Origin of the sequence: Bacillus sp. FSL R5-0560, from assembly GCF_037966305.1 — a bacterium.
Lineage (GTDB): Bacteria > Bacillota > Bacilli > Bacillales > Bacillaceae > Bacillus > Bacillus mojavensis.
Map to the genome: position 1 here is coordinate 503,944 of NZ_CP150195.1, position 21,329 is coordinate 525,272.

Sequence of the window (21,329 nt, forward strand, 5' to 3'; positions counted from 1 at the left end):
TAATACAAACAGTGCCTATTTTTAGGCACTGTTTATTTTTTGTCGAAAAAGGAGGAAGGCTTTATGGCTGAGCCGATTTTACATATTGAAGGCCTTGATAAAAAAATAGGGTCTAAACAGATTTTAAAACAGATCAGCATGGACGTCAGGCAGGGAGAGATTATCGGTCTTCTCGGTCCGAACGGTTCCGGAAAAACGACACTCATCCGCATCATCGTCGGGCTGTTAAAACAAAACAGCGGAAGCGTAGCCATCAACGGATTCAAGCATGATACTGAGTTCGAACAAGCGATGGAAGCTGTCGGTGCGATTGTGGAAAACCCTGAGTTTTACCCGTACCTGTCAGGCTGGGAAAACCTCAAACACTTTGCAAATATGCACAAAAAAATAGATGATGAAAGACTGGACGAAGTTGTGGAACGAGTCGGGCTGACGTCAGCAATTGATGATAAGGTGAGAACCTACTCTCTCGGCATGCGCCAGCGTCTCGGCATTGCTCAGGCCATTCTTCACCGGCCGAAGCTTCTCATTTTAGATGAGCCGACAAACGGTCTTGATCCTGCCGGTATGAAGGATTTTCGCGACCATATTAAGGAGCTCGCCGAAGAGGAAGGAACGGCGGTTTTATTCGCCACTCATTTATTGCGTGAAGTTGAAGACCTGTGTGACCGTGTCATCATCATACAAAAAGGCGCGATCAAAGCAGAAGTGAGCCTGAATGGAGCCGGTCAGAAAACGGAAAAAGCCGTTATTGAAGTGCAGCCGGCGGAAAAAGCGATCGCTTGGCTGGTGGGCAATGGGTACACAGCTGAACGTAAAGACGGCTCCATCGTGGTGGATATAGCGAAAGAAAATATACCAGAGCTGAACCGCTCACTAGTCGGACAAGGACTGAACGTATTTTCAATTATGACTTATACGCAGTCACTGGAAGATGAATTTATAAAAGCGACAACCGCTCATCAAGAGGAGGGAGAAGAGCTTGTCTAAATTAATATGGAATGAACATATGAAACTCTTTAATCGAAAAGTCACATTTGTTTCGCTTATATTGATGGCCGTTTTTCAATTTTTTATGGCGCTGATCATTAAACGGATTGTCATCAGTGCCGGAACTGACGAAAACTTCATCGGCTACTTTTCCTATACACCGAGCCTGAATATCTTGCTGCAGGCGCTAACCATTGTGATTGCAGCGACGATTATTTCTAATGAATTTGATAAAAAGACAATTAAATTTCTGCTCATTCGCCCGGTCAAGCGGCAAAAGGTTTTTTGGTCGAAATTACTGACAGTTATAATGGTCAGCTTCTATCTTTATCTGACATACTACATTCTGGCTTTATTATTCGGTCTTGTCTTTTTTGGCACGTCCGTGACATCTGAATCAAAAACATTGTTCATCAATACATTGGAACTAATTGGCACAAACTGGCTTGAAGCGGTGCTGATGGGATTATTCGGTTTGCTTTGTTCATCACTGTTCCGCAACAGCGCCATTTCAGTTGTCGTTTCCTTTGTCGTTTTATATGGAGCAAGTTCACTTGTGCAAATCATGAAGCTGTTTGAAAACAAATGGGGAAGCTTTTTGCTTTTTGCAAACACGGACTTCACTCAATACAAAAGCGGACAAACGGCTCTGTTTTCAGGCATGACACCATTGTTCTCTGTAGGGATACTTGTAATTCATGCTGTTTTCTTCATTGCCGTTGCCTGGTGGAGCTTCTGCAAACGGGATGTTCGAATCTAAAGGCAAGGAATGACATTTTTGTGAAAAAGCTCACGTAAATCAATATCAAACGATGTTTTGGTTTATAATAAAGGTACTGACGGAGGTGTCTCGAATTGAGAAACTTTATTACCGCTTTACCGATTGTATTGCTGCTTGGATTCTCATTTGTGTCATTTATGTTCCAGTTTGAACATCTTGTGTATTTCAGGCTCGCGCTGGGGTTGTTTTCTCTCGTGGGGCTGTACATGATATATAAAATGAAGACGGGTATCCGTTATTTTATCATTTATCTGTATGCAAGCTGGATTGTGCTTGCGGCAGTTACGGCCTTTGAAGAGCCGATCTTCTCAAGTTTTTTCTTCGGCGGATTGGTCATGACAATGGGTTACCTGACTTATATGCTTATTTATCTCGGTATGAAACAAGACCGGGATGCAAATCCGGTTTAAACACGCTGTTCCCTTGGGAACGGCGTGTTTTTCTATAGTGGACAAAATGTTAACAGTTGCGGAATCAAGGCTGGAAATCTATAATACATATTAAATTTATCGGAATTGAAAAAATGGGGGGCTGCCGGATGTCATTATTTGTACGGAACGAAAAACAGCGGCAATGGATAGAGAAAATAGGACAGCTAGCGGATGAATTTCAGCAAACAGCCGCTGAGGATGATGAACAGGGACGATTTCCTGCCGAAAAAATCCAGAAACTGCGTGATTCGGGATATACGGCGATAACCGTGCCGAAATCCCATGGAGGAGCAGGAATATCTGTTTATGATATGCTGCTTTTTCAAGAGCGGCTTGCACGGGGAGATGCACCTGCAGCTCTGAGCATCGGCTGGCATTTAAGCGTGATGGGAGAGCTCGGGGAAGGAAACAGCTGGGATGAAGATGTGTTTGCGTTTATCGCAAAGGAAGTTCAAAACGGCGCCGTGATCAATAGAGCGGCGACAGAAGCGAAAACCGGGAGCCCGACCAGGGGAGGGCGCCCCGGGACTGCTGCCGTCAAAAAGGACGGCAAATGGGTGGTGAATGGAAGAAAAACGTTTACGACAATGTCGCAAGCGCTTGATTATTTTTTAGTAACGGCATGGATTGAAGAAAAACAAACAACAGGTGTGGTGTTGGTTCATAAAAATGATCCTGGTGTAACAATTGAAGAAACATGGGATATGATGGCGATGCGGGCTACTGGCAGCCATGATCTTGTATTAAACGAGGTAACGCTCGATGATAATAAACTGGTGGAACTGCTTCAAGGGCCGCGGGGAGCAAAGCCAAACGGCTGGCTGCTCCATATTCCGGCGGTTTATCTTGGTGTGGCTCAGGCGGCCAGAGACTATGCGGTGCGTTTTGCCTCCGAGTATTCGCCAAATAGTTTGAAGGGGCCGATCAAGGATGTTCCGGCCGTTCAGCAAAGAACAGGCGAAATGGAACTTGAACTGCTGAATGCCAAGCATTTTCTCTTTCATGCGGCTGAATTGTATGACGATCCGGAGCGCCGCCCTTACTTGAAGAATGAGCTCGGTGCGGCAAAACATATCGTTACAAACGCCGCGCTTTCTGTTGTAGACAAAGCGATGAGAATTGTCGGGGCCAAAAGCCTTGAACGCACCAACCCGCTTCAGCGCTATTACCGGGATGTGCGCGCAGGTCTCCATAACCCGCCGATGGACGACGCGGTTATTCAAAAGCTGGCCGCAGAAGCCTTTCATTAAATAAAAAAGAGCCTTTGCGGGCTCTTTTTTTATGTATTGTTTTGTTCCTGGAGATTCTTCTGATGCTTGCGGTCAATTCTGTCGTAAATGACGTTCATCAGCTTTGGATTGCCCATGATCGCCTCTTTGTTTTCCTGGATCAGCTGTTGGTAGGTTTTTATTTTACGCTTTGGCATGCCCTGGCGCCTCCTGACAATGTTTGATATTCCCTTTCCAGCTCCATCAGCGACAATTCATATAAATGTCGCGTTGACTTTTTGTATATACCATTCTGTATTAACAGATGAATGAGATGTTTTTTTCTGATTTCTGCAGACTGAGGTGTCATTGTGTCACCAACCTCCAATCAATCGATATTGATAATCATTATCAATTAACACCAGTATACAATGTCCACCACAGCCTGTAAAGGTGAAAACAGTCCTATTCTTTCGTAAGTAAGCAAACCTTCAACATATCGACAAAAAGTTTCCCGGGCAATAATTTGCTGTCGAAATTTCCCTTCCCGTTAAGAACCGATGCTGCTATTTTTCATGTTTTTAACCATACTATGTAATAGAATGGAGGCTGGTATTCAATGGGGAGGACAGATAATCTTAAAAAGGGAGAAAAAGGAGCACTCCTCAATATTTTGGCATATATCATTCTTGCTGCTGTTAAGCTGACAATCGGAATATTGTATCATTCTGAAGCACTGAGAGCAGACGGATTAAACAATGGGACAGATATTGTGGCGTCAATAGCGGTGCTGATCGGACTGCGAATTTCCCAAAGGCCGGCTGACAGCGACCATCCATATGGCCATTATCGGGCTGAAACAATTTCGTCCCTTATTGCGTCTTTTATTATGATGGTTGTCGGGATTGAAGTGTTAATCGGCGGAGGAAAAGCGATTGCGGGCGGCACCTCAGAAACGCCAAGCCTTATCGCGGCGTGGACAGCTTTAGGCAGTGCGGTGTTTATGTACGGCATCTATTTATATAACAAAAGGCTCGCAGCATCCATTAAAAGCTCTGCACTTATGGCGGCGGCGAAGGACAGCAGGTCAGACGCATTTGTCAGTGCCGGAGCATTTATCGGTGTTTTTTCTTCCCAGCTGCAGCTGGCTTGGATAGACCCGGTTACGGCTTTTGTGATCGGAATCATCATTTGTAAGACAGCCTGGGATATCTTCAAAGACGCTTCGCATTCATTAACGGACGGGTTTCACTTGAAGGACCTTGAACCTTATAAACAGACTGTCGGCCGGATAGAAAATGTGCATCGTCTTAAGGATGTGAAAGCGCGATACTTGGGCAGCACAGTACATATAGAGATGGTCATTACAGTTGATCCGAAGCTGACAGTAGAGGAAGGCCACGGGGTCGCAGATGAGGTGGAAAACAAAATAAAACATGAACACGATGTCACTCATGTTCATGTTCACGTAGAGCCCGACGACACAAAATAGGGCTGCTTATCGAATTAGCTTATATGTTCTGATAGAAATTCAGTCACTTCTTCAGGCGTTTTGGCATTGGCGCTGTGAAGATGGCCTGTTTTCTCTCCATTTTTGAAAATGAGCAGGCTTGGAATACCCATCACCTGATATGTTTCAGCCAGTTCAGGAAGCTCGTCCTTATTCAGCTCGTACCAATCGTTTTGATTATACGTTTCCAAAATATCGCCGATGAACATATTCATGCGTGTGCAGTCAGGGCACCAATCAGCATAAAACTTTACAATTATTTCTTTATCAGATTGAATCAGTTCATTAAATTGTTCTTTTGTTGTGATTTTTTTCATATGTCACATCTCCTTTTCAATGCCATTTTAATATAAAATAAAAAGGAATTACATACAAATGCATTCAGCTTCAACATGCCCAAAAATAATTAGATCATTTTCTTGTGAAAGTGATAAGATAGTAAAGATGAATTGTAGTGGGGGGAGTATCCATTGAAAACAAGTCTAGGATTAGTGTACGGCGGTAAGTCAGCCGAACATAATGTTTCGCTTCAGACAGCTCTGGCTGTAACAAAAGCGCTAAATACTGAGAAGTTTGATATACATCCAATTTATATAACTGAAAAAGGCGAATGGATAAGAGGCGCACGTTTAACAGAGCCTGTTTCCAACGTAAAAATGCTTCAGCTTGAGCAGGGCGGAACCGCTTTTTCTCCATCTGCTCTCAACCAGGAGATGTTTCCGCAGGAAGTATCACAGCAAAATGAAGCAATTGATGTCGTATTCCCGCTCCTGCATGGCCCGAACGGAGAGGACGGAACGATTCAGGGAATGCTTGAACTTTTAAATATTCCTTATGTCGGCAACGGCGTGCTCGCTTCCTCAGCTGGTATGGATAAAGTAGTCATGAAGCATTTGTTTGCGCAAGCCGGCCTTGCACAGGCGAAATACACAGCCTTCCTTAAAAAAGACTGGACTCGTTCTCCAGAAGAAAGCTGCGAGCAGGTAGAACAAGAATTGGGCTACCCTTGCTTCGTGAAGCCGGCCAACCTTGGATCAAGCGTCGGGATCAGCAAATGCCGCAATCGTGAAGAACTGCAAAAAGCATTTGAGCTTGCGTTCCAATATGATCGGAAAGTCGTGGTAGAAGAAGGCATCAACGGCCGCGAAATTGAAATCGGCGTTCTCGGAAATGATGATCCTAAATGCTCTGCAGTAGGAGAAATCGCACCTAAGACAGATTTCTACGATTACAAAGCGAAATACGAGGATGGAGACACCGATCTGATTATTCCTGCGTCTGTAACAGATGAGGAATACGCGAAAATCAGTGAGATGGCCATCAGAGCGTTTAAATCAATTGACGGCTCAGGACTTGTCAGAGCGGACTTTTTCCTGACAGCTGACGGCGAAGTGCTGATCAATGAAGTAAACACGATGCCTGGTTTTACACCGTTCAGCATGTTCCCGCTTCTCTGGAAAGAAGCCGGAGTGGAATACGCTGACCTCATTGAACAGCTTGTAGAGCTGGCTAAAGAACGCCACGCTGAAAAACAATTGATTAAACATACATTCTAAATGGAAACTGACACTGCCGGTAAAAGGGCAGTGTCTTTTCCCGTATACCACCAAAAGAAAGAGAGTGACCTTACTTGATTAAGCGAACCGTAAAGCAAATTGCCGAAATGGTCAAAGGCACACTAACAAACCCGCAATATGAAAATACAGTCATTCATGGAGTAGCTACAGATACAAGAAAGCTGGAAAGCAATCAGCTTTTCATCCCGCTGAAAGGGGAACATTTTAACGGCCACACTTTTGTGCCGCAAGCTTTTGAAGCTGGTGTGTCTGCCGTTCTGTGGAACCGCTCTGAACCCAATCCGCCCGAGAATCAAGCCGTGATTTTAGTGGAAGATACTTTGTCAGCGCTCCAGCAGCTTGCAAAAGCCTATTTACAGGAGCTCGGCACACGTGTCATCGGAGTAACAGGAAGCAACGGCAAAACGACGACCAAAGACATGATTCACGCTGTCCTGCAAACGCGGTACCGCGTCCATAAAACAGGAGGAAATTTCAACAATCATATCGGGCTGCCGCTTACAGTGTTAGCGATGCCTGAAGATACAGAAATTGCCGTATTGGAAATGGGAATGAGCGCAAAAGGAGAAATTGACCTTCTGACGCGCTTGGCAAATCCGGATGCGGCAGTGATAACAAATATCGGCGAATCCCACATGCAGGATCTTGGTTCAAGAGAAGGCATCGCGGAAGCGAAACTGGAAATTATCAACGGCCTGAAAGAAGACGGTGTGCTGATTTATATCGGAGACGAACCGCTTTTGCAAAAGGCTTACAGCTGCCAAACGAAAACATATGGTACTGGAGTGCAAAACGATTATCAGCTGCAGGATGTCAGCCAGAGTGAAGCGGGGACCCATTTTACGATCAAAGGCATAGAAAAAACGTTTTTTATCCCTATACTAGGCAAGCATAATGTAATGAACGCCATGGCGGCAATCGCCGCAGGGGTTTATTTCGGCATCACGCCTGAGGATGCGGCAAAAGGATTAAGCAGCCTGAAGGTTACCGGCATGAGACTTGAATTGATGAAAACAGACAGCGGCATTTCTATTATTAATGACGCTTATAACGCGAGCCCGACGTCGATGAAGGCTGCGATCCAATTGACAGAAAGCCTTGAAGGATACGGGAAGAAAATGGTCGTGCTCGGAGACATGCTTGAACTCGGCGATCTTGAAGAAACGTTCCATAAAGAATGCGGCGCTGTGATCAGCCCGGACAAAATTGACCACGTCTTTACGTATGGCAAACTTGGGGCATTTATCGCGGAAGGTGCGATGGAACATTTTGATAAAGAGCGCGTCAGCCACTTCAGCGAGAAAAAAGAGCTTACTCAGGCCCTGAAGAATAAAGCGGCAAAGGGAGATTTGATTTTATTCAAAGCGTCAAGAGGTATGAAGCTTGAAGAAATCGTTAAAGATTTAATGGAGAGCCCGTTTTCTTAAAAAATCCTGCGGAAAAAAGCAGATTGCAATCATAAAATAAAAATGATGTGCAGACACTAATGTATGCCGGCCCGAAATAATTTATGTATGACTGGCTCAGGCTATGGTACAATAATGACAGGTTTATTTCGCGATACGAAAATATGTGTACGGACCGCCATCCGCTGACCTTAGGTTTTCCGCGGACACAAGGAGCGGGATTGGGCATGTCCGGCATATTTGGTTAGCAGGTCAGCGAGCGCATTCAAAATGCTGATCTGCTTACCGCGTTATTGAAAAACAAGTAGTGTAATGGTAAGATAAAACTTAAAGTAATTCGGGCTTTGTATACGTAAGGATCCTGTCCTTTTTCCATGGAGGGCAGTTTTTAAGTGGTAAATCACGACATTACTGAAACAGCAATTAGAAGGAGTTTGAATAATTTGACTATAACGTTTCAAGATTTTCAATTAAGTTCTGATCTCATGAAGGCAATTAACCGTATGGGATTTGAAGAAGCAACGCCGATTCAGGCACAAACGATTCCGCTCGGACTTTCAAATAAAGATGTCATTGGACAAGCGCAAACAGGTACAGGTAAAACAGCTGCGTTTGGTATACCCCTTGTTGAGAAAATTAACCCCGAGTCTCCTAATATTCAAGCAATCGTAATCGCACCAACCCGTGAACTAGCCATTCAAGTATCTGAAGAATTATATAAAATCGGACAAGATAAACGTGCGAAAGTTCTTCCTATTTACGGTGGGCAGGATATTGGACGACAAATCCGGGCGTTAAAGAAAAATCCGCATGTCATTGTCGGAACACCGGGACGTCTTCTTGACCACATTAACCGCCGCACGATTCGTTTAAACAATGTAAATACAGTTGTAATGGATGAAGCGGATGAAATGCTGAATATGGGGTTCATCGACGACATTGAATCTATTCTCTCAAATGTGCCGAGCGAGCATCAGACGCTTCTGTTCTCAGCTACGATGCCAGCGCCGATCAAACGCATTGCAGAGCGTTTCATGACTGAGCCTGAACACGTAAAAGTAAAAGCAAAAGAAATGACTGTTTCTAACATTCAGCAGTTCTATTTGGAAGTGCAGGAACGTAAAAAGTTCGACACACTGACTCGTCTTCTTGACATTCAGTCTCCTGAGCTTGCGATTGTATTCGGACGTACCAAACGCCGTGTTGATGAACTGGCAGAAGCCCTGAACCTTCGCGGATATGCAGCTGAAGGAATTCACGGTGATTTAACGCAGGCGAAACGTATGGTTGCCCTTCGCAAATTTAAAGAAGGTGCAATCGAAGTACTTGTTGCAACTGATGTTGCAGCTCGCGGACTCGATATCTCAGGTGTTACACACGTGTACAACTTCGACGTGCCTCAAGATCCTGAAAGCTATGTTCACCGTATCGGAAGAACAGGCCGCGCAGGAAAAACAGGTATGGCGATGACGTTTATCACACCGCGTGAGATAAGCATGCTTCGCGCAATTGAACAAACAACGAAACGCAAAATGGACCGCATGAAAGAGCCGACACTAGATGAAGCGTTAGAAGGCCAGCAGCAGGTTACAGTTGATCGTCTTCGTACGACAATCAGCGAAAACAACTTGAACTTCTACATGACAGCGGCAGCTGAGCTGCTTGAAGATCATGATGCAGTGACAGTGGTTGCAGCAGCTATCAAAATGGCTACAAAAGAGCCGGATAGCACGCCTGTTCGCTTAACAGACGAAGCGCCGATGATCGGCAAACGCTACAAAAACCAACGCACTTCTAAACGCAGAGACGGACAAGGCGGCGGCTACCGTGGCGGTAAAGGGAAAAGCAACAACCGTTCTTCCTATGATAAAAAGCGTTCAAGCGATCGCCGTTCTTCAGGTGACAGACGCCAGAAAAAATCATACTAATTCTGTAAAGAATATAAGAGCCTAAAACATGAGTTGTTTTGGGCTTTTTTTATGTTCAAATGCATGACCATTAAGCAAACTTTCAGCTGACGGAACCGTTTATTCTATGTATGCTTAAAGATGAAACTTTTTCTGCATAAGTGCGTATAAGTAACGATGATAAAAACGGGAGGTAGGTATTTTGAGAGAGCAGCCAAAAAACCAAATCAGTCCAGACGGATTAAAGGTTTGGCGACTTCAGGAGATAATGATATCCGCTGTCTGCTTGCTTATTGTCATAGCAGTTGCAGTGTTAAGTTATTTTTTTCATTGGCCGTACTGGATCAGCGGCGTGCTCGGCGCAGTTTGGCTGCTGGGTTCGGTCGTGACGGTTTATCTGATTCCAAAGGTCCGGCACAAAGTGTGGCGTTACGAGGTTCATGAAAATGAAATAGACATTCAATCGGGTATCTTTGTTGTGACACGCGTGATTGTACCGATGGTCAGGGTCCAGCACGTAGACACCTCACAAGGGCCGTTATTAAGAAAATACAATCTGGCAACAGTGAAGATTTTTACGGCTGCAACTGTGCATTCGATTCCTGCTTTAGAAATGAAGGAAGCGGATCAGCTGAGAGACTCCATTTCGCGCCTGGCAAGGGTGACTGACGATGATGTCTGAACCGAAGCGCCTTCACCCGGCGGCAGTCATTTTGAATTTATCCCATACCATTATTCAAACGATAAAAAATATCATTCTGCCATTCTTTTTTGTGTATATCGTCAACTCTAATCACACTGTCCGTTTTTACGGAGCCATCGCGCTCGGCGTTTTGTTCATCTGGCTGGTGGCAGCAAGCATTATCAAATGGAGAAAGTTTTCCTATCGAATCGACGATGATGAATTTAGAATCGAAGAAGGCTTGTTTGTAACGAAAAAGAGGTACATATCGATTGACCGGATTCAGACAATGAATACGAGTGCGGGAGTGGTCCAGCAAATTTTCAAGCTTGTCAAACTGCAAATTGAAACGGCTGGAGGCGGCAAAGAGGCGGAAGCGGTATTATCGGCTATTTCAGTTGAAGAAGCTGAAAGAATTAAAGAAGCCGTATTTAAGAAAAAAGCAGAAAGACATTCAATCGATACTGAGGAAGGCCTGTCAGAAGCTAAAGAGGCGGTCCCGGATGCGGAGCCGCAGGTGAGCTACAGCATGAATGCAAAAGAATTACTCATGGCCGCTTCAACATCTGGAGGGATCGGCGTAATTATCTCTGCTGTATTTGCGCTTATTTCTCAGCTGGACGAGGTGCTGCCGATGGATTGGCTCTTCGGGAAATTCTCCTTTCTGCAGCACGCCAACATAGGCATATACGCCGTGCTTATCTTTATCGGTTTATTTATCACCTGGATTCTCAGCATAGCCGGCATGATGTTCAAATATGCTAACTTTCAAATCATTAAAAAAGAGCAGGAATTGGTGATCTCAAGGGGTATTATTGAAAAACACCAAGTCACCATACCGCTTCGCAAAATACAAGCCATCAAAATAAAAGAAAACATCATCCGCCAGCTTTTCGGTTTTGCGACGGTGTCAATCGTCAGCGCGGGCGGCGGAGGAGACTCGGAAAAAGCAGAGGGCGCTTCGACCATTCTGTTTCCGATGATTCACAAAAAAAAGCTTCCCGGCATGCTGCGTACTTTTACGCCGGAATACACGCTGGAAGAAAATCGCCGCCATCTGCCGCGGCGCGCATTGAAGCGGTACTTATTCCGCTCAACCATTTTCTCCATTTTTTTAATCATTCCACTCTGTATTTTCTTCCAGCCATGGGGCTATTTCTCGATTGTTCTGCTGCCGATTGAGTTGTTTTTCGGGTATCTTGCCTATAAGGATGCGGCCTGGGTAATCAGCGGAGACCGTCTCCAGCTGACATCGAGGTTTATCGGCAGAACGACTGCAATTGTGTTGAGAAAGCGAATGCAGGTATGCAAGGCGAGCCAATCTTATTTTCAAAAGAAGGGGAAGCTGTATACCCTTTCCACCTCGGTAAAATCGTCGAGCCATATGGAAGAATTAACGGTGAGAGATGTGGGAGAAGAGGATGCAGATTTCATTTTAAATTGGTACTCATATGAAAAAGCGGACGGTTAATACCGCCGCTCTTTTTTTTGTACACATAAAAAAGACAGGAGAAACCCGCCGCAAAGTCCAAACAGGTGGGCCATCATGTTAATATTGGAGTTGATAAACGACATGAGAACGGCAAAGGCAAGCAATGTGAGAATCATTTTGGAATTGTCCTGTCCGATCAGCTCTTTACGAAAAAGAACCATAAACAGATAAACGCCGAACAGCCCGAAAATCGCGCCAGAAGCCCCGACATGCAGATAATCCAGCGGTTCTGTAAAATACGTGCCGATGTTTCCGATCATTCCGGAGCCTGCATACACAAGAAGGAAACGCGCTTTTCCAAGCATTCGTTCCAGAGCCGGTGCAAATAAAAAGATGGACATTGAATTAAACAGCAGATGGGTAAACCCTGCGTGAAGGAAAATCGGCGTGACCAGCCGCCACCATTCTCCGTTAGCGACGCCAAGGTTATAGCCTGTGAGAGCGTCTCTCCACAACGCGACTGAAGGAACAGGAAGTGAAAAGAACAGCCAGAGAACGGCTTGAACAGCCAATATAAAGGTGACAATGGGATAAAGCCTGACAAAGGTTTGAAAGTTTTCAGTCCGTATAAACATGCCGAGCCCCATTTCTTCAATTTGGTATTTCTATAGTAACACGTTTATGAGACAAACCATTCAAATAGTACGAGGGCAAAGGAGGTTGTAAAATATGATTTACGGTATAGGATTGGACATCATTGAACTTAAGCGGATCGCTTCAATGGCTGATCGCCAGAAACGATTTGCCGAGCGCATTTTAACAGGCGGCGAGTTTGCTCAGTATCAGGAGCTTTCTGAGAAAAGAAAAATTGAATTTCTTGCAGGAAGATTTGCGGCAAAAGAAGCTTTTTCGAAAGCATACGGCACAGGAATAGGCAAGAACCTAAGCTTTCATGACATTGAAATCACAAAAGATTCGAATGGCAAACCTTTTATTGTTTGCGCAAAGCTGAGCCAAGCCACCGTTCATGTATCGATCACTCATACGAAGGAATATGCGGCTGCACAGGTTGTCATTGAAAGGTTGTCAAGCTAGTCTGCATATTAGGGACACCCCTCTCATATATTTGATAATGCATTAAGGGAGACGAGTTGTTTGAGGCTTTTATGGTACGCCTCTGTTCTGTTTAAACGTTTACCGAGCGTACCGTTAAAGTCAAACAAGCGATTTCTTCCTTTTACATCAATTGAGAAAAAGGGGTTGAAAAAGGTGAGAAAAAGCTTTGTTTTGCTTTTAACGGGACTGCTGGCTGTCCTTATTCTTTCTGCCTGCGGACAAAAATCACAGGAAGATGTCGTTACCGGGCTGGACGAGAAGGCGAAAGAATATACCTCGTACAAAGCAAAAGCAAAAATGACCATTGAGACAGGGAGTGACCCGCAAGTATACAATGTGGAAATCTGGCACAAAAAACCGTCTCTGTATCGGGTCTATCTGGAAAATCCGAAAAAGGACCAAAACCAAGTCATTTTACGAAACGAAAACGGAGTATTTGTTCTCACACCGTCTTTAAATAAGAGCTTCAGATTTCAAAGCGACTGGCCAAACAACAGCAGCCAAGTCTATTTGTTTGAATCGCTAGTGAAGGATATTCAAAACGATTCGGATGCAGTCTTCACTTCAAAAGAATCAAAATACGTATTTGAAACAAAAACGAACTATCAGCATAACAAAATGCTTCCGACACAAGAAATCACATTTAACAAGAAGGACATGAGCCCGTTATCTGTCAAAGTCATGGATACCGACCGAAAAGTGATGGTGAAAGTAGAGTTCAGCAGCTTCCAATTCAATAAGCAATTTGATAAAGAGTCCTTTGACGAAAAGAAAAATATGACCCTTTCTCAAATGGATGTTGCCACTAGCGCGAAACCTTCCGACTCTTTTGCCGTTAAAACGCCGCTCGAACTGCCGCTAGGCGTAAAACTGCTTGAAGAAAAAGATATTTCAACGGAAGATGGCAAGCGCGTCATCATGACTTACGGCGGAGAAAAATCGTTTACCTTGATTCAGGAAAAAGCCCAGGTTGCGAAAGCTTCCTCCTCAGTTACGCTGAACGCGGAACCGGTTAATCTTGGCTACACAATCGGCGCCTTATCAGATGCCTCGCTAACATGGACTTACGAAGGCGTAGATTATCTTCTGTCATCTAAAGATCTGTCACAAGAGGAGATGGTGACAGTCGCCAAAAGCATGCAGGGACAATCATCCAAATAATCTCCTAAAGGCCGAATACAATTTGGCCTTTTTTTCGTCAGGCAGAATTTCACTTTGCCCTATAATTTTAGTATGATATGTAAATGATATTGAATAAACGCTAGGAAGTGTCATAAATGAGCACAAAACCTTTTTACAGAGACACGTGGGCGGAAATTGATCTGTCCGCGATTAAAGAAAATGTCAGTAATATGAAAAAACACATTGGTGAACAGGTCCACCTGATGGCGGTTGTGAAAGCAAATGCCTATGGACATGGGGATGCAGAAGTAGCGAAGGCTGCTCTTGAGGCAGGTGCTTCATGCTTAGCCGTGGCGATCTTGGATGAAGCGATTTCTCTTCGCCAGCGGGGCCTGACAGCGCCGATATTGGTGCTCGGTGCGGTTCCTCCAGAGTATGTGAAAATCGCAGCGGAATACGACGTGACTTTAACGGGGTATTCTGTTGAATGGCTTCAAGAAGCTGCTCGCCACCTCAAGAAAGCTTCTCTTCATTTTCATCTGAAAGTCGATACGGGAATGAACAGGCTCGGCGTGAAAACAGAAGAAGAGATTCATCACGTGATGACAATCCTGGAGCGAAATCCGGGCTTGAAATGCAAAGGGGTCTTCACTCATTTTGCGACTGCTGATGAAAAACAAAGAGGCTACTTTTTGATGCAGTTTGAACGCTTTAAAGAATTGATTGCTCCTCTGCCTTTAAAGAAACTGATGGTTCACTGCGCCAACAGCGCCGCCGGACTGCGTCTGAAAAAAGGCTTTTTTAACGCGGTCAGATTTGGCATCGGCATGTACGGCCTTCGTCCGTCAGCGGAAATTACCGATGAAATCCCGTTTAAACTGCGACCCGCATTCACCCTGCATTCGACCCTGTCGCATGTCAAAAAAGTACACAAAGGGGAAAGTGTCAGCTACGGGGCGGAATACACAGCGGAAAAAGACACGTGGATCGGAACGGTGCCCGTTGGCTATGCGGACGGCTGGCTCCGCAAATTAAAGGGAACAGAGATACTCGTGAAAGGAAAACGGCTGAAAATCGCCGGCCGAATCTGCATGGACCAATTTATGGTGGAGCTGGATCATGAATATCCGCCTGGCACAAAAGTCACATTAATCGGCCGCCAGGGGGATGAATATATTTCCATGGATGAGATCGCAGGCAGGCTCGAAACCATTAACTACGAGGTGGCTTGTACAATAAGTTCGCGCGTCCCCCGTATGTTTTTGGAAAATGGGAGTATAATGGAAGTGAGAAATCCTTTATTGCAGGGGAATGCAAGCAAATAGCTCATATCACAATAGAGAATTTTTAAAACAGCTTTGCTTGATGAGTGAATAATGGTATCATTATCACTGGATGGATAAAAGAGTCGTATCCGTAAGTTTGGTGGAGGTGTATGTTTTTTGTCTGAATCCAGCGCAAGAACCGAAATGAAAATCAGCTTGCCCGAAAACCTAGTAGCTGAATTGGATGGTGTAGCGATGCGGGAGAAACGAAGCAGAAACGAACTGATATCACAAGCAGTGAGAGCCTATGTCAGCGAACGAACAACTCGTCACAACCGTGATTTGATGAGACGCGGCTATATGGAAATGGCGAAGATCAACCTGAATATTTCTTCCGAGGCTCACTTTGCGGAGTGCGAGGCTGAAACGACAGTTGAGCGCTTAGTCAGCGGAGGATAATCATTTGATTGTGAAACGCGGCGATGTTTATTTTGCTGATTTATCTCCTGTTGTTGGCTCAGAGCAAGGCGGGGTGCGCCCGGTTTTAGTGATCCAAAATGACATCGGAAATCGCTTCAGCCCAACTGCTATTGTTGCAGCCATAACAGCCCAAATACAGAAAGCGAAATTACCAACCCACGTCGAAATTGATGCAAAACGCTACGGTTTTGAAAGAGATTCCGTTATTTTGCTGGAGCAAATTCGGACGATTGACAAGCAAAGGTTAACGGATAAGATTACTCATCTGGATGATGAAATGATGGATAAGGTTGATGAAGCCTTACAGATCAGTTTGGCACTCATTGATTTTTAGTAATATTTGCCTAGTTGCTCAAATAGAGCAACTTTTTTTGTTTTCAAAAAAAATTAACGATATAATAGTGGAATAACGAAAAAAATATGTTGTTTTTTATCGGGAGGTAAGCGAATTTGATGTCGAACCAGACTGTATACCAGTTCATTGCCGAGAATCAAAATGAACTGCTCCAACTGTGGACTGACACACTAAAAGAATTAAGCGAGCAAGAATCCTATCAGCTGACTCACCAAGTGTATGAAAATATATCTAAAGAATATATCGACATCCTGCTCTCATCTGTTAAGGATGACAGTGCTGCTGAAAGCCAAATCAGCGAACTGGCGTTAAGAGCTGTTCAAATCGGACTCTCTTTAAAGTTTCTGGCTACGGTGCTAGCTGAATTCTGGAAACGCCTCTACACGAAGATGAACGATAAGAGATTGCCAGATCAAGAGAGTACGGAATTAATCTGGCAGATCGACCGCTTTTTCAGCCCGATTAATACTGAGATTTTTAACCAATACTCAATTTCATGGGAAAAAACAGTATCTCTGCAAAAAATTGCGCTGCAGGAGCTATCTGCGCCGCTCATCCCAGTGTTTGAAAATATCACCGTAATGCCGCTGGTCGGAACAATTGATACCGAACGCGCAAAAAGAATTATGGAAAACCTTCTTAACGGCGTTGTTAAACACCGGTCACAAGTCGTGTTGATAGACATTACAGGTGTTCCTGTCGTTGACACGATGGTTGCCCACCATATTATTCAGGCGTCTGAGGCTGTAAGGCTTGTCGGAGCGAAATGCCTGCTCGCCGGAATCCGGCCGGAAATTGCTCAGACAATCGTCAACCTGGGCATTGATTTATCTCAAGTTATAACTAAGAATACCCTGCAAAAAGGAATTCAAACAGCATTGGAAATGACGGATCGAAAAATCGTTTCATTGGGGGAATAACATTGTGAGACATCCGAAAATCCCGATCTTGAAACTGTATAATTGCTTATTAGTATCTATTCAATGGGAACTAGATGATCAAACCGCATTAACCTTTCAAGAAGACTTATTAAATAAAATATATGAAACAGGTGCTAACGGAGTCGTGATTGACCTGACATCTGTAGATATAATAGATTCATTTATCGCTAAAGTGCTGGGCGACGTCATTACAATGTCTAAGTTAATGGGGGCAAAAGTTGTCTTAACCGGCATTCAGCCTGCCGTTGCAGTTACGCTGATTGAACTTGGAATTGCACTTGAGGAAATCGAAACTGCGCTCGACTTAGAGCAGGGGCTTGAGACATTGAAGCGGGAATTGGGGGAATAGCGAATGAACGACCAATCCTGTGTAAAAATCATGACAGAATGGGATATTGTGGCCGCCAGACAACTGGGACGAAACGTTGCAAAAGAGCTGGGTTTCGGCACGGTAGACCAGGCAAGGATCACAACGGCTATATCAGAATTAGCCAGAAACATTTATTTATATGCCGGCAAGGGCCAGATTGGGATTGAACAGGTCACGGATAGAGGAAAAAAGGGCCTGAAAATTATAGCGGAAGACAAAGGGCCGGGGATTCCGGATATCCGTAAAGTCATGGAAGACGGGTTTTCTACGTCAGGCGGACTCGGAGCGGGACTTCCCGGTGTGAAAAGGCTGATGGATGAATTCAGTTTAAATTCCGTAACGGGGGAAGGTACAGAGATACAAGCCATTAAATGGCTTCGGTAGGAGGTAAGAAAGTGGATTTTAGGGAGGTTATTGAGCAGCGGTATCATCAGCTGCTTAATCGATATATAGCCGAATTAACGGAAACATCTTTATATCAGGCCCAAAAATTCAGCCGAAAAACAATCGAGCATCAAATTCCTCCGGAAGAAATCATCAGCATTCACCGAAAAGTGCTGAAGGAGCTGTATCCAAGTCTCCCGGAAGATGTTTTTCATTCGCTGGATTTTTTAATTGAAGTCATGATTGGATATGGAATGGCTTATCAGGAGCATCAAACCCTTAGGGGGATACAGCAGGAAATCAAATCAGAAATTGAAATTGCAGCTAATGTACAGCAGACGCTTCTAGGAACAAAAATTCCGGAGGAAGAAGCGCTGGACATTGGCGCGATCAGTGTGCCCGCCAAACAGATGAGCGGTGATTATTATCATTTTGTTAAAGACAAAGAGTCCATTAATATTGCCATTGCTGACGTCATCGGTAAAGGGATTCCGGCAGCTTTATGTATGTCTATGATTAAATACGCAATGGATTCTTTGCCGGAAACAGGCATTCACCCATCACAGGTGCTGAAAAACTTGAATCGCGTTGTTGAACAAAACGTTGATGCCAGTATGTTTATTACGATGTTTTATGCCAATTACAATACGGACAATCATCGATTTACATACGCTTCAGCGGGACATGAACCAGGATTTTACTATTCTCAAAAAGATAATACATTTTATGATTTAGATGCTAAAGGGCTGGTCCTCGGAATTTCGCAAGATTATGACTACAGGCAATTTGACAAGCAACTTGAAAAGGGAGATATGATTGTTTTATTTTCTGACGGTGTTACAGAATGCAGGACGGAAAACGGTTTCTTGGAGCGTCACGATATACAGAAGCTCATTGAGGAACATATGTGTTGCGATGCCCAGGAAATGGTGAAAAACATTTATGACAGCCTCCTCAAATTGCAGGATTTTCAGCTTCATGATGATTTTACGTTAATTGTTTTAAGAAGAAAGGTTTAGCGTTCGCCGGCCGTGGGTATATAACTACTAGTTATTTAAAGGATAATTTGAGGTGAAACGAATGAATATAAATATTGATGTGAAACAGAATGTCGATGATATACAAGTAAACATTGCTGGAGAAATTGATGTGTATTCAGCGCCGGTTCTCAGAGAAAAGCTCGTTCCTCTGGCGGAAGAAGGCGCAGACTTAAGGATTTGTCTGAAGAATGTCAGCTACATGGACAGTACCGGACTTGGCGTCTTCGTAGGCGTTTTTAAAACAGTGAAAAAACAAGGCGGTTCCCTTAAGCTTGAAAATCTGTCTGACCGGCTGATCCGTCTGTTCGAAATTACTGGTCTTAAGGACATCATTGATATTTCAGCAAAGTCAGAAGGTGGAGTGCAATGAATAACAAAGCTGATTACATCGAAATGAAAGTGCCGGCCCAGCCTGAATACGTAGGGATTATACGGCTGACTCTGTCTGGCGTTGCAAGCAGAATGGGCTATACGTACGATGAAATTGAAGATCTGAAAATCGCAGTGAGCGAAGCTTGTACAAATGCGGTTCAGCACGCTTATAAAGAAGACAAAAACGGGGAAGTGTCAATACGATTCGGCGTGTTCGAGGATCGTTTAGAGGTCATTGTGGCAGATGAAGGAGACAGCTTTGATTTTGATGAAAAGCAGCAGGATCTTGGGCCGTACACACCTTCACACACAGTCGATCAATTATCAGAAGGAGGGCTCGGTCTATATTTAATGGAAACGCTCATGGATGAAGTCAGAGTGCAAAACAACTCCGGCGTCACCGTAGCGATGACAAAGTATTTAAATGGGGAGCGAGTTGATCATGACACAACCATCAAAAACTACGAAACTAACTAAAGATGAAGTCGATCGGCTCATAAGCGATTACCAAACAAAACAAGATGAACAGGCGCAGGAAACGCTTGTGCGGGTGTATACGAATCTGGTTGATATGCTTGCGAAGAAATACTCAAAGGGCAAAAGCTTCCACGAAGATCTCCGCCAAGTCGGCATGATCGGGCTTCTCGGCGCGATAAAGCGCTATGATCCCGTGGTGGGCAAATCGTTTGAAGCTTTTGCGATCCCGACCATAATCGGGGAGATTAAACGTTTCCTCAGAGATAAGACGTGGAGCGTTCATGTTCCGAGACGAATCAAAGAACTGGGGCCGAGAATCAAAATGGCGGTCGATCAGCTGACGACAGAAACACAAAGGTCGCCGAAAGTGGAAGAGATTGCTGAATTCCTCGATGTATCAGAGGAAGAGGTTCTTGAAACCATGGAGATGGGCAAAAGCTATCAAGCCTTATCTGTTGATCACAGTATTGAAGCAGATGCGGACGGAAGCACAGTTACCATTCTCGATATCGTCGGTTCACAGGAGGATGGATATGAGCGGGTGAACCAGAAAATGATGCTGCAGAGCGTGCTTCATGTCCTGTCAGACCGTGAAAAGCAAATTATAGACCTAACGTACATTCAAAACAAAAGTCAAAAAGAAACTGGGGACATTCTCGGTATATCTCAAATGCACGTCTCGCGTCTGCAGCGCAAAGCTGTGAAGAAGCTCAGAGAGGCCTTGATTGAAGATCCCTCCATGGAGTTAATGTAATGATCCAGGTTGAAGAAAACGAGCATATTCAAACCCTTGTATACCAACTGAATAAAGAAGGAAAATCGATTTGCGGTGACAGTTTTTTTATGAAAGCTGATGATCAAGAATTAATTTGTGCGGTAGCTGACGGACTTGGAAGCGGATCGCTTGCCAACGAATCTTCTTCAGCAATCAAAGACTTAGTGGAAAACTATGCGAACGAAGACGTACAAAGCATCATCGAACGCTGTAATCAGGCGATGAAAAACAAAAGAGGGGCTACAGCTTCTGTTTTGAAAATTAACTTTGAACAAAGGCAGTTTACGTACTGCTCCGTCGGAAATGTACAGTTTATTCTGCATTCCCCGTCTGGTGAAAGCTTTTATCCTCTCCCGATTTCAGGCTATTTATCAGGCAAGCCGCAAAAATACAAAACGCACACCGCTACCTATGAAAAGGGTTCTAAGTTCATTATACATACAGATGGACTCAACGTACCCGATATCCGCTCCCACTTAAAAAAAGGCCAATCGGTAGAAGAAATATCAAATTCGCTGAAAATGTATACGACATCTAGAAGAGACGATCTGACATATATTCTTGGACTGCTGTCCTAGGAATGTAGAAAAAAGAAGCTGGGAAAGCCGGCTTCTTTTTTTGTAGTTGGCTATTAATAAGCGACTTACGGAACTTTATGAGCGGCGGTTTACAGAAACTTTTAGAAATGAATACATCATCTGTCTTTTT

Annotated in this window: 26 protein-coding genes and 1 pseudogene; 23 read left to right on the plus strand and 4 right to left on the minus strand. The window is 44.2% G+C overall.

Going from position 1 to position 21,329, the window contains the following annotated elements; all coding sequences use genetic code 11:
- Positions 1-63 precede the first annotated feature (63 nt).
- From NST56_RS02570 to NST56_RS02585, 4 genes are all read left to right on the plus strand, one after another.
- Complete coding sequence (locus tag NST56_RS02570; protein WP_339179742.1) at positions 64-990, plus strand: ABC transporter ATP-binding protein; 927 nt, start codon at positions 64-66, stop codon at positions 988-990.
- Positions 983-1,750 (plus strand): ABC transporter permease, encoded by a 768-nt coding sequence (locus NST56_RS02575; RefSeq protein WP_339179745.1) that lies wholly within the window; start codon positions 983-985, stop codon positions 1,748-1,750. The genes NST56_RS02570 and NST56_RS02575 overlap by 8 nt, the downstream gene beginning before the upstream one ends.
- 95 nt (positions 1,751-1,845) lie before the next feature.
- A complete protein-coding gene (locus NST56_RS02580) occupies positions 1,846-2,181 on the plus strand; it encodes a hypothetical protein (RefSeq protein ID WP_003225151.1) in 336 nt (111 codons plus the stop codon).
- A 128-nt stretch (positions 2,182-2,309) separates the two neighbouring features.
- Positions 2,310-3,452, plus strand: coding sequence for an acyl-CoA dehydrogenase family protein (locus NST56_RS02585; protein ID WP_339179748.1), 1,143 nt, complete (start codon positions 2,310-2,312; stop codon positions 3,450-3,452).
- Between the two features lie 29 nt (positions 3,453-3,481).
- Here the strand turns inward: NST56_RS02585 and fbpB are convergent, their stop codons facing one another.
- Entirely contained in the window at positions 3,482-3,628 is a 147-nt protein-coding gene (fbpB, locus tag NST56_RS02590) for a Fur-regulated basic protein FbpB (RefSeq protein ID WP_010333101.1), read from the minus strand.
- Positions 3,615-3,780, minus strand: a pseudogene (locus tag NST56_RS02595) (Fur-regulated basic protein FbpA). Before NST56_RS02595 ends, fbpB begins: the two are co-directional and overlap by 14 nt.
- A 249-nt stretch (positions 3,781-4,029) precedes the next feature.
- Here NST56_RS02595 and NST56_RS02600 point away from each other — a divergent pair.
- On the plus strand, positions 4,030-4,902 hold the full coding sequence (locus NST56_RS02600; RefSeq protein WP_286059017.1) for a cation diffusion facilitator family transporter: 873 nt from the start codon (positions 4,030-4,032) through the stop codon (positions 4,900-4,902).
- A gap of 14 nt (positions 4,903-4,916) precedes the next feature.
- On the opposite strand, the gene NST56_RS02605 is transcribed toward NST56_RS02600, so the two are convergent.
- Positions 4,917-5,237: a thioredoxin family protein gene (locus NST56_RS02605; protein ID WP_010333104.1), complete on the minus strand. Its 321-nt coding sequence runs from the start codon at positions 5,235-5,237 to the stop codon at positions 4,917-4,919.
- A gap of 153 nt (positions 5,238-5,390) precedes the next feature.
- Between NST56_RS02605 and NST56_RS02610 the strand changes: the two genes are divergently transcribed.
- The 5 genes from NST56_RS02610 (at position 5,391) to NST56_RS02630 (ending at position 11,963) form a co-directional block, all read left to right on the plus strand.
- Complete coding sequence (locus tag NST56_RS02610; protein WP_168746982.1) at positions 5,391-6,476, plus strand: D-alanine--D-alanine ligase; 1,086 nt, start codon at positions 5,391-5,393, stop codon at positions 6,474-6,476.
- A 74-nt stretch (positions 6,477-6,550) separates the two neighbouring features.
- A complete protein-coding gene (murF, locus tag NST56_RS02615; protein WP_339179754.1) occupies positions 6,551-7,924 on the plus strand; it encodes a UDP-N-acetylmuramoyl-tripeptide--D-alanyl-D-alanine ligase in 1,374 nt (457 codons plus the stop codon).
- Between the two features lie 422 nt (positions 7,925-8,346).
- Positions 8,347-9,831, plus strand: a complete 1,485-nt coding sequence (gene cshA / locus NST56_RS02620) for an ATP-dependent RNA helicase CshA (RefSeq protein WP_168746984.1) — start codon at positions 8,347-8,349, stop codon at positions 9,829-9,831.
- A 181-nt stretch (positions 9,832-10,012) separates the two neighbouring features.
- Positions 10,013-10,492 carry a PH domain-containing protein gene (locus NST56_RS02625; protein ID WP_010333108.1) on the plus strand — a complete coding sequence of 160 codons (480 nt, stop codon included), beginning with the start codon at positions 10,013-10,015 and terminating at the stop codon, positions 10,490-10,492.
- Positions 10,482-11,963: a PH domain-containing protein gene (locus tag NST56_RS02630; RefSeq protein WP_339179758.1), complete on the plus strand. Its 1,482-nt coding sequence runs from the start codon at positions 10,482-10,484 to the stop codon at positions 11,961-11,963. The genes NST56_RS02625 and NST56_RS02630 overlap by 11 nt, the downstream gene beginning before the upstream one ends.
- Here the strand turns inward: NST56_RS02630 and NST56_RS02635 are convergent.
- Positions 11,960-12,559, minus strand: a complete 600-nt coding sequence (locus NST56_RS02635) for a rhomboid family intramembrane serine protease (RefSeq protein WP_339179761.1) — start codon at positions 12,557-12,559, stop codon at positions 11,960-11,962. The two genes, NST56_RS02630 and NST56_RS02635, sit on opposite strands and share 4 nt — an antisense overlap.
- A gap of 94 nt (positions 12,560-12,653) precedes the next feature.
- Here NST56_RS02635 and acpS point away from each other — a divergent pair, with 94 nt between their 5' ends.
- The 13 genes from acpS to rsbX all read left to right on the plus strand — a co-directional run bounded on the left by acpS (position 12,654) and on the right by rsbX (position 21,199).
- Entirely contained in the window at positions 12,654-13,019 is a 366-nt protein-coding gene (acpS, locus tag NST56_RS02640) for a holo-ACP synthase (RefSeq protein WP_339179763.1), read from the plus strand.
- Positions 13,020-13,184: 165 nt separating this feature from the next.
- Positions 13,185-14,201, plus strand: coding sequence for an outer membrane lipoprotein carrier protein LolA (locus tag NST56_RS02645; protein ID WP_081720864.1), 1,017 nt, complete (start codon positions 13,185-13,187; stop codon positions 14,199-14,201).
- A 116-nt stretch (positions 14,202-14,317) separates the two neighbouring features.
- Complete coding sequence (alr, locus tag NST56_RS02650; RefSeq protein WP_168746988.1) at positions 14,318-15,487, plus strand: alanine racemase; 1,170 nt, start codon at positions 14,318-14,320, stop codon at positions 15,485-15,487.
- 117 nt (positions 15,488-15,604) lie between these two features.
- On the plus strand, positions 15,605-15,886 hold the full coding sequence (gene endB / locus NST56_RS02655; protein WP_003225183.1) for a type II toxin-antitoxin system antitoxin EndoAI: 282 nt from the start codon (positions 15,605-15,607) through the stop codon (positions 15,884-15,886).
- A gap of 4 nt (positions 15,887-15,890) precedes the next feature.
- Positions 15,891-16,241 (plus strand): type II toxin-antitoxin system endoribonuclease NdoA, encoded by a 351-nt coding sequence (ndoA, locus tag NST56_RS02660; protein WP_003156187.1) that lies wholly within the window; start codon positions 15,891-15,893, stop codon positions 16,239-16,241.
- A gap of 116 nt (positions 16,242-16,357) precedes the next feature.
- Complete coding sequence (rsbRA, locus tag NST56_RS02665) at positions 16,358-17,182, plus strand: RsbT co-antagonist protein RsbRA (RefSeq protein ID WP_081720860.1); 825 nt, start codon at positions 16,358-16,360, stop codon at positions 17,180-17,182.
- Positions 17,183-17,186: 4 nt separating this feature from the next.
- Entirely contained in the window at positions 17,187-17,552 is a 366-nt protein-coding gene (gene rsbS, locus NST56_RS02670) for an RsbT antagonist protein RsbS (RefSeq protein ID WP_010333115.1), read from the plus strand.
- Positions 17,553-17,555: 3 nt separating this feature from the next.
- Positions 17,556-17,957 (plus strand): serine/threonine-protein kinase RsbT, encoded by a 402-nt coding sequence (gene rsbT / locus NST56_RS02675; RefSeq protein ID WP_010333116.1) that lies wholly within the window; start codon positions 17,556-17,558, stop codon positions 17,955-17,957.
- Between the two features lie 11 nt (positions 17,958-17,968).
- A complete protein-coding gene (gene rsbU, locus NST56_RS02680) occupies positions 17,969-18,976 on the plus strand; it encodes a phosphoserine phosphatase RsbU (RefSeq protein ID WP_010333117.1) in 1,008 nt (335 codons plus the stop codon).
- Between the two features lie 61 nt (positions 18,977-19,037).
- On the plus strand, positions 19,038-19,367 hold the full coding sequence (gene rsbV, locus NST56_RS02685; protein WP_010333118.1) for an anti-sigma factor antagonist RsbV: 330 nt from the start codon (positions 19,038-19,040) through the stop codon (positions 19,365-19,367).
- On the plus strand, positions 19,364-19,846 hold the full coding sequence (gene rsbW, locus NST56_RS02690) for an anti-sigma B factor RsbW (protein WP_010333119.1): 483 nt from the start codon (positions 19,364-19,366) through the stop codon (positions 19,844-19,846). The genes rsbV and rsbW overlap by 4 nt, the downstream gene beginning before the upstream one ends.
- On the plus strand, positions 19,812-20,600 hold the full coding sequence (gene sigB, locus NST56_RS02695) for an RNA polymerase sigma factor SigB (protein ID WP_010333120.1): 789 nt from the start codon (positions 19,812-19,814) through the stop codon (positions 20,598-20,600). The genes rsbW and sigB overlap by 35 nt, the downstream gene beginning before the upstream one ends.
- Positions 20,600-21,199, plus strand: a complete 600-nt coding sequence (rsbX, locus tag NST56_RS02700) for a phosphoserine phosphatase RsbX (protein WP_010333121.1) — start codon at positions 20,600-20,602, stop codon at positions 21,197-21,199. The genes sigB and rsbX overlap by 1 nt, the downstream gene beginning before the upstream one ends.
- Positions 21,200-21,329: the final 130 nt, after the last annotated feature.

What these genes read in the sequence shown, in the direction of transcription:
- NST56_RS02570 (WP_339179742.1), top strand. Translation starts at nt 64, where the DNA reads ATGGCTGAGCCGATTTTACATATTGAAGGCCTTGATAAAAAAATAGGG.
- NST56_RS02585 (WP_339179748.1), top strand. Translation starts at nt 2,310, where the DNA reads ATGTCATTATTTGTACGGAACGAAAAACAGCGGCAATGGATAGAGAAA.
- fbpB (WP_010333101.1), bottom strand. Translation starts at nt 3,628, where the DNA reads ATGCCAAAGCGTAAAATAAAAACCTACCAACAGCTGATCCAGGAAAAC.
- NST56_RS02600 (WP_286059017.1), top strand. Translation starts at nt 4,030, where the DNA reads ATGGGGAGGACAGATAATCTTAAAAAGGGAGAAAAAGGAGCACTCCTC.
- NST56_RS02605 (WP_010333104.1), bottom strand. Translation starts at nt 5,237, where the DNA reads ATGAAAAAAATCACAACAAAAGAACAATTTAATGAACTGATTCAATCT.
- NST56_RS02630 (WP_339179758.1), top strand. Translation starts at nt 10,482, where the DNA reads ATGATGTCTGAACCGAAGCGCCTTCACCCGGCGGCAGTCATTTTGAAT.
- NST56_RS02635 (WP_339179761.1), bottom strand. Translation starts at nt 12,559, where the DNA reads ATGTTTATACGGACTGAAAACTTTCAAACCTTTGTCAGGCTTTATCCC.
- acpS (WP_339179763.1), top strand. Translation starts at nt 12,654, where the DNA reads ATGATTTACGGTATAGGATTGGACATCATTGAACTTAAGCGGATCGCT.
- alr (WP_168746988.1), top strand. Translation starts at nt 14,318, where the DNA reads ATGAGCACAAAACCTTTTTACAGAGACACGTGGGCGGAAATTGATCTG.
- rsbT (WP_010333116.1), top strand. Translation starts at nt 17,556, where the DNA reads ATGAACGACCAATCCTGTGTAAAAATCATGACAGAATGGGATATTGTG.
- rsbV (WP_010333118.1), top strand. Translation starts at nt 19,038, where the DNA reads ATGAATATAAATATTGATGTGAAACAGAATGTCGATGATATACAAGTA.
- rsbW (WP_010333119.1), top strand. Translation starts at nt 19,364, where the DNA reads ATGAATAACAAAGCTGATTACATCGAAATGAAAGTGCCGGCCCAGCCT.
- sigB (WP_010333120.1), top strand. Translation starts at nt 19,812, where the DNA reads ATGACACAACCATCAAAAACTACGAAACTAACTAAAGATGAAGTCGAT.
- rsbX (WP_010333121.1), top strand. Translation starts at nt 20,600, where the DNA reads ATGATCCAGGTTGAAGAAAACGAGCATATTCAAACCCTTGTATACCAA.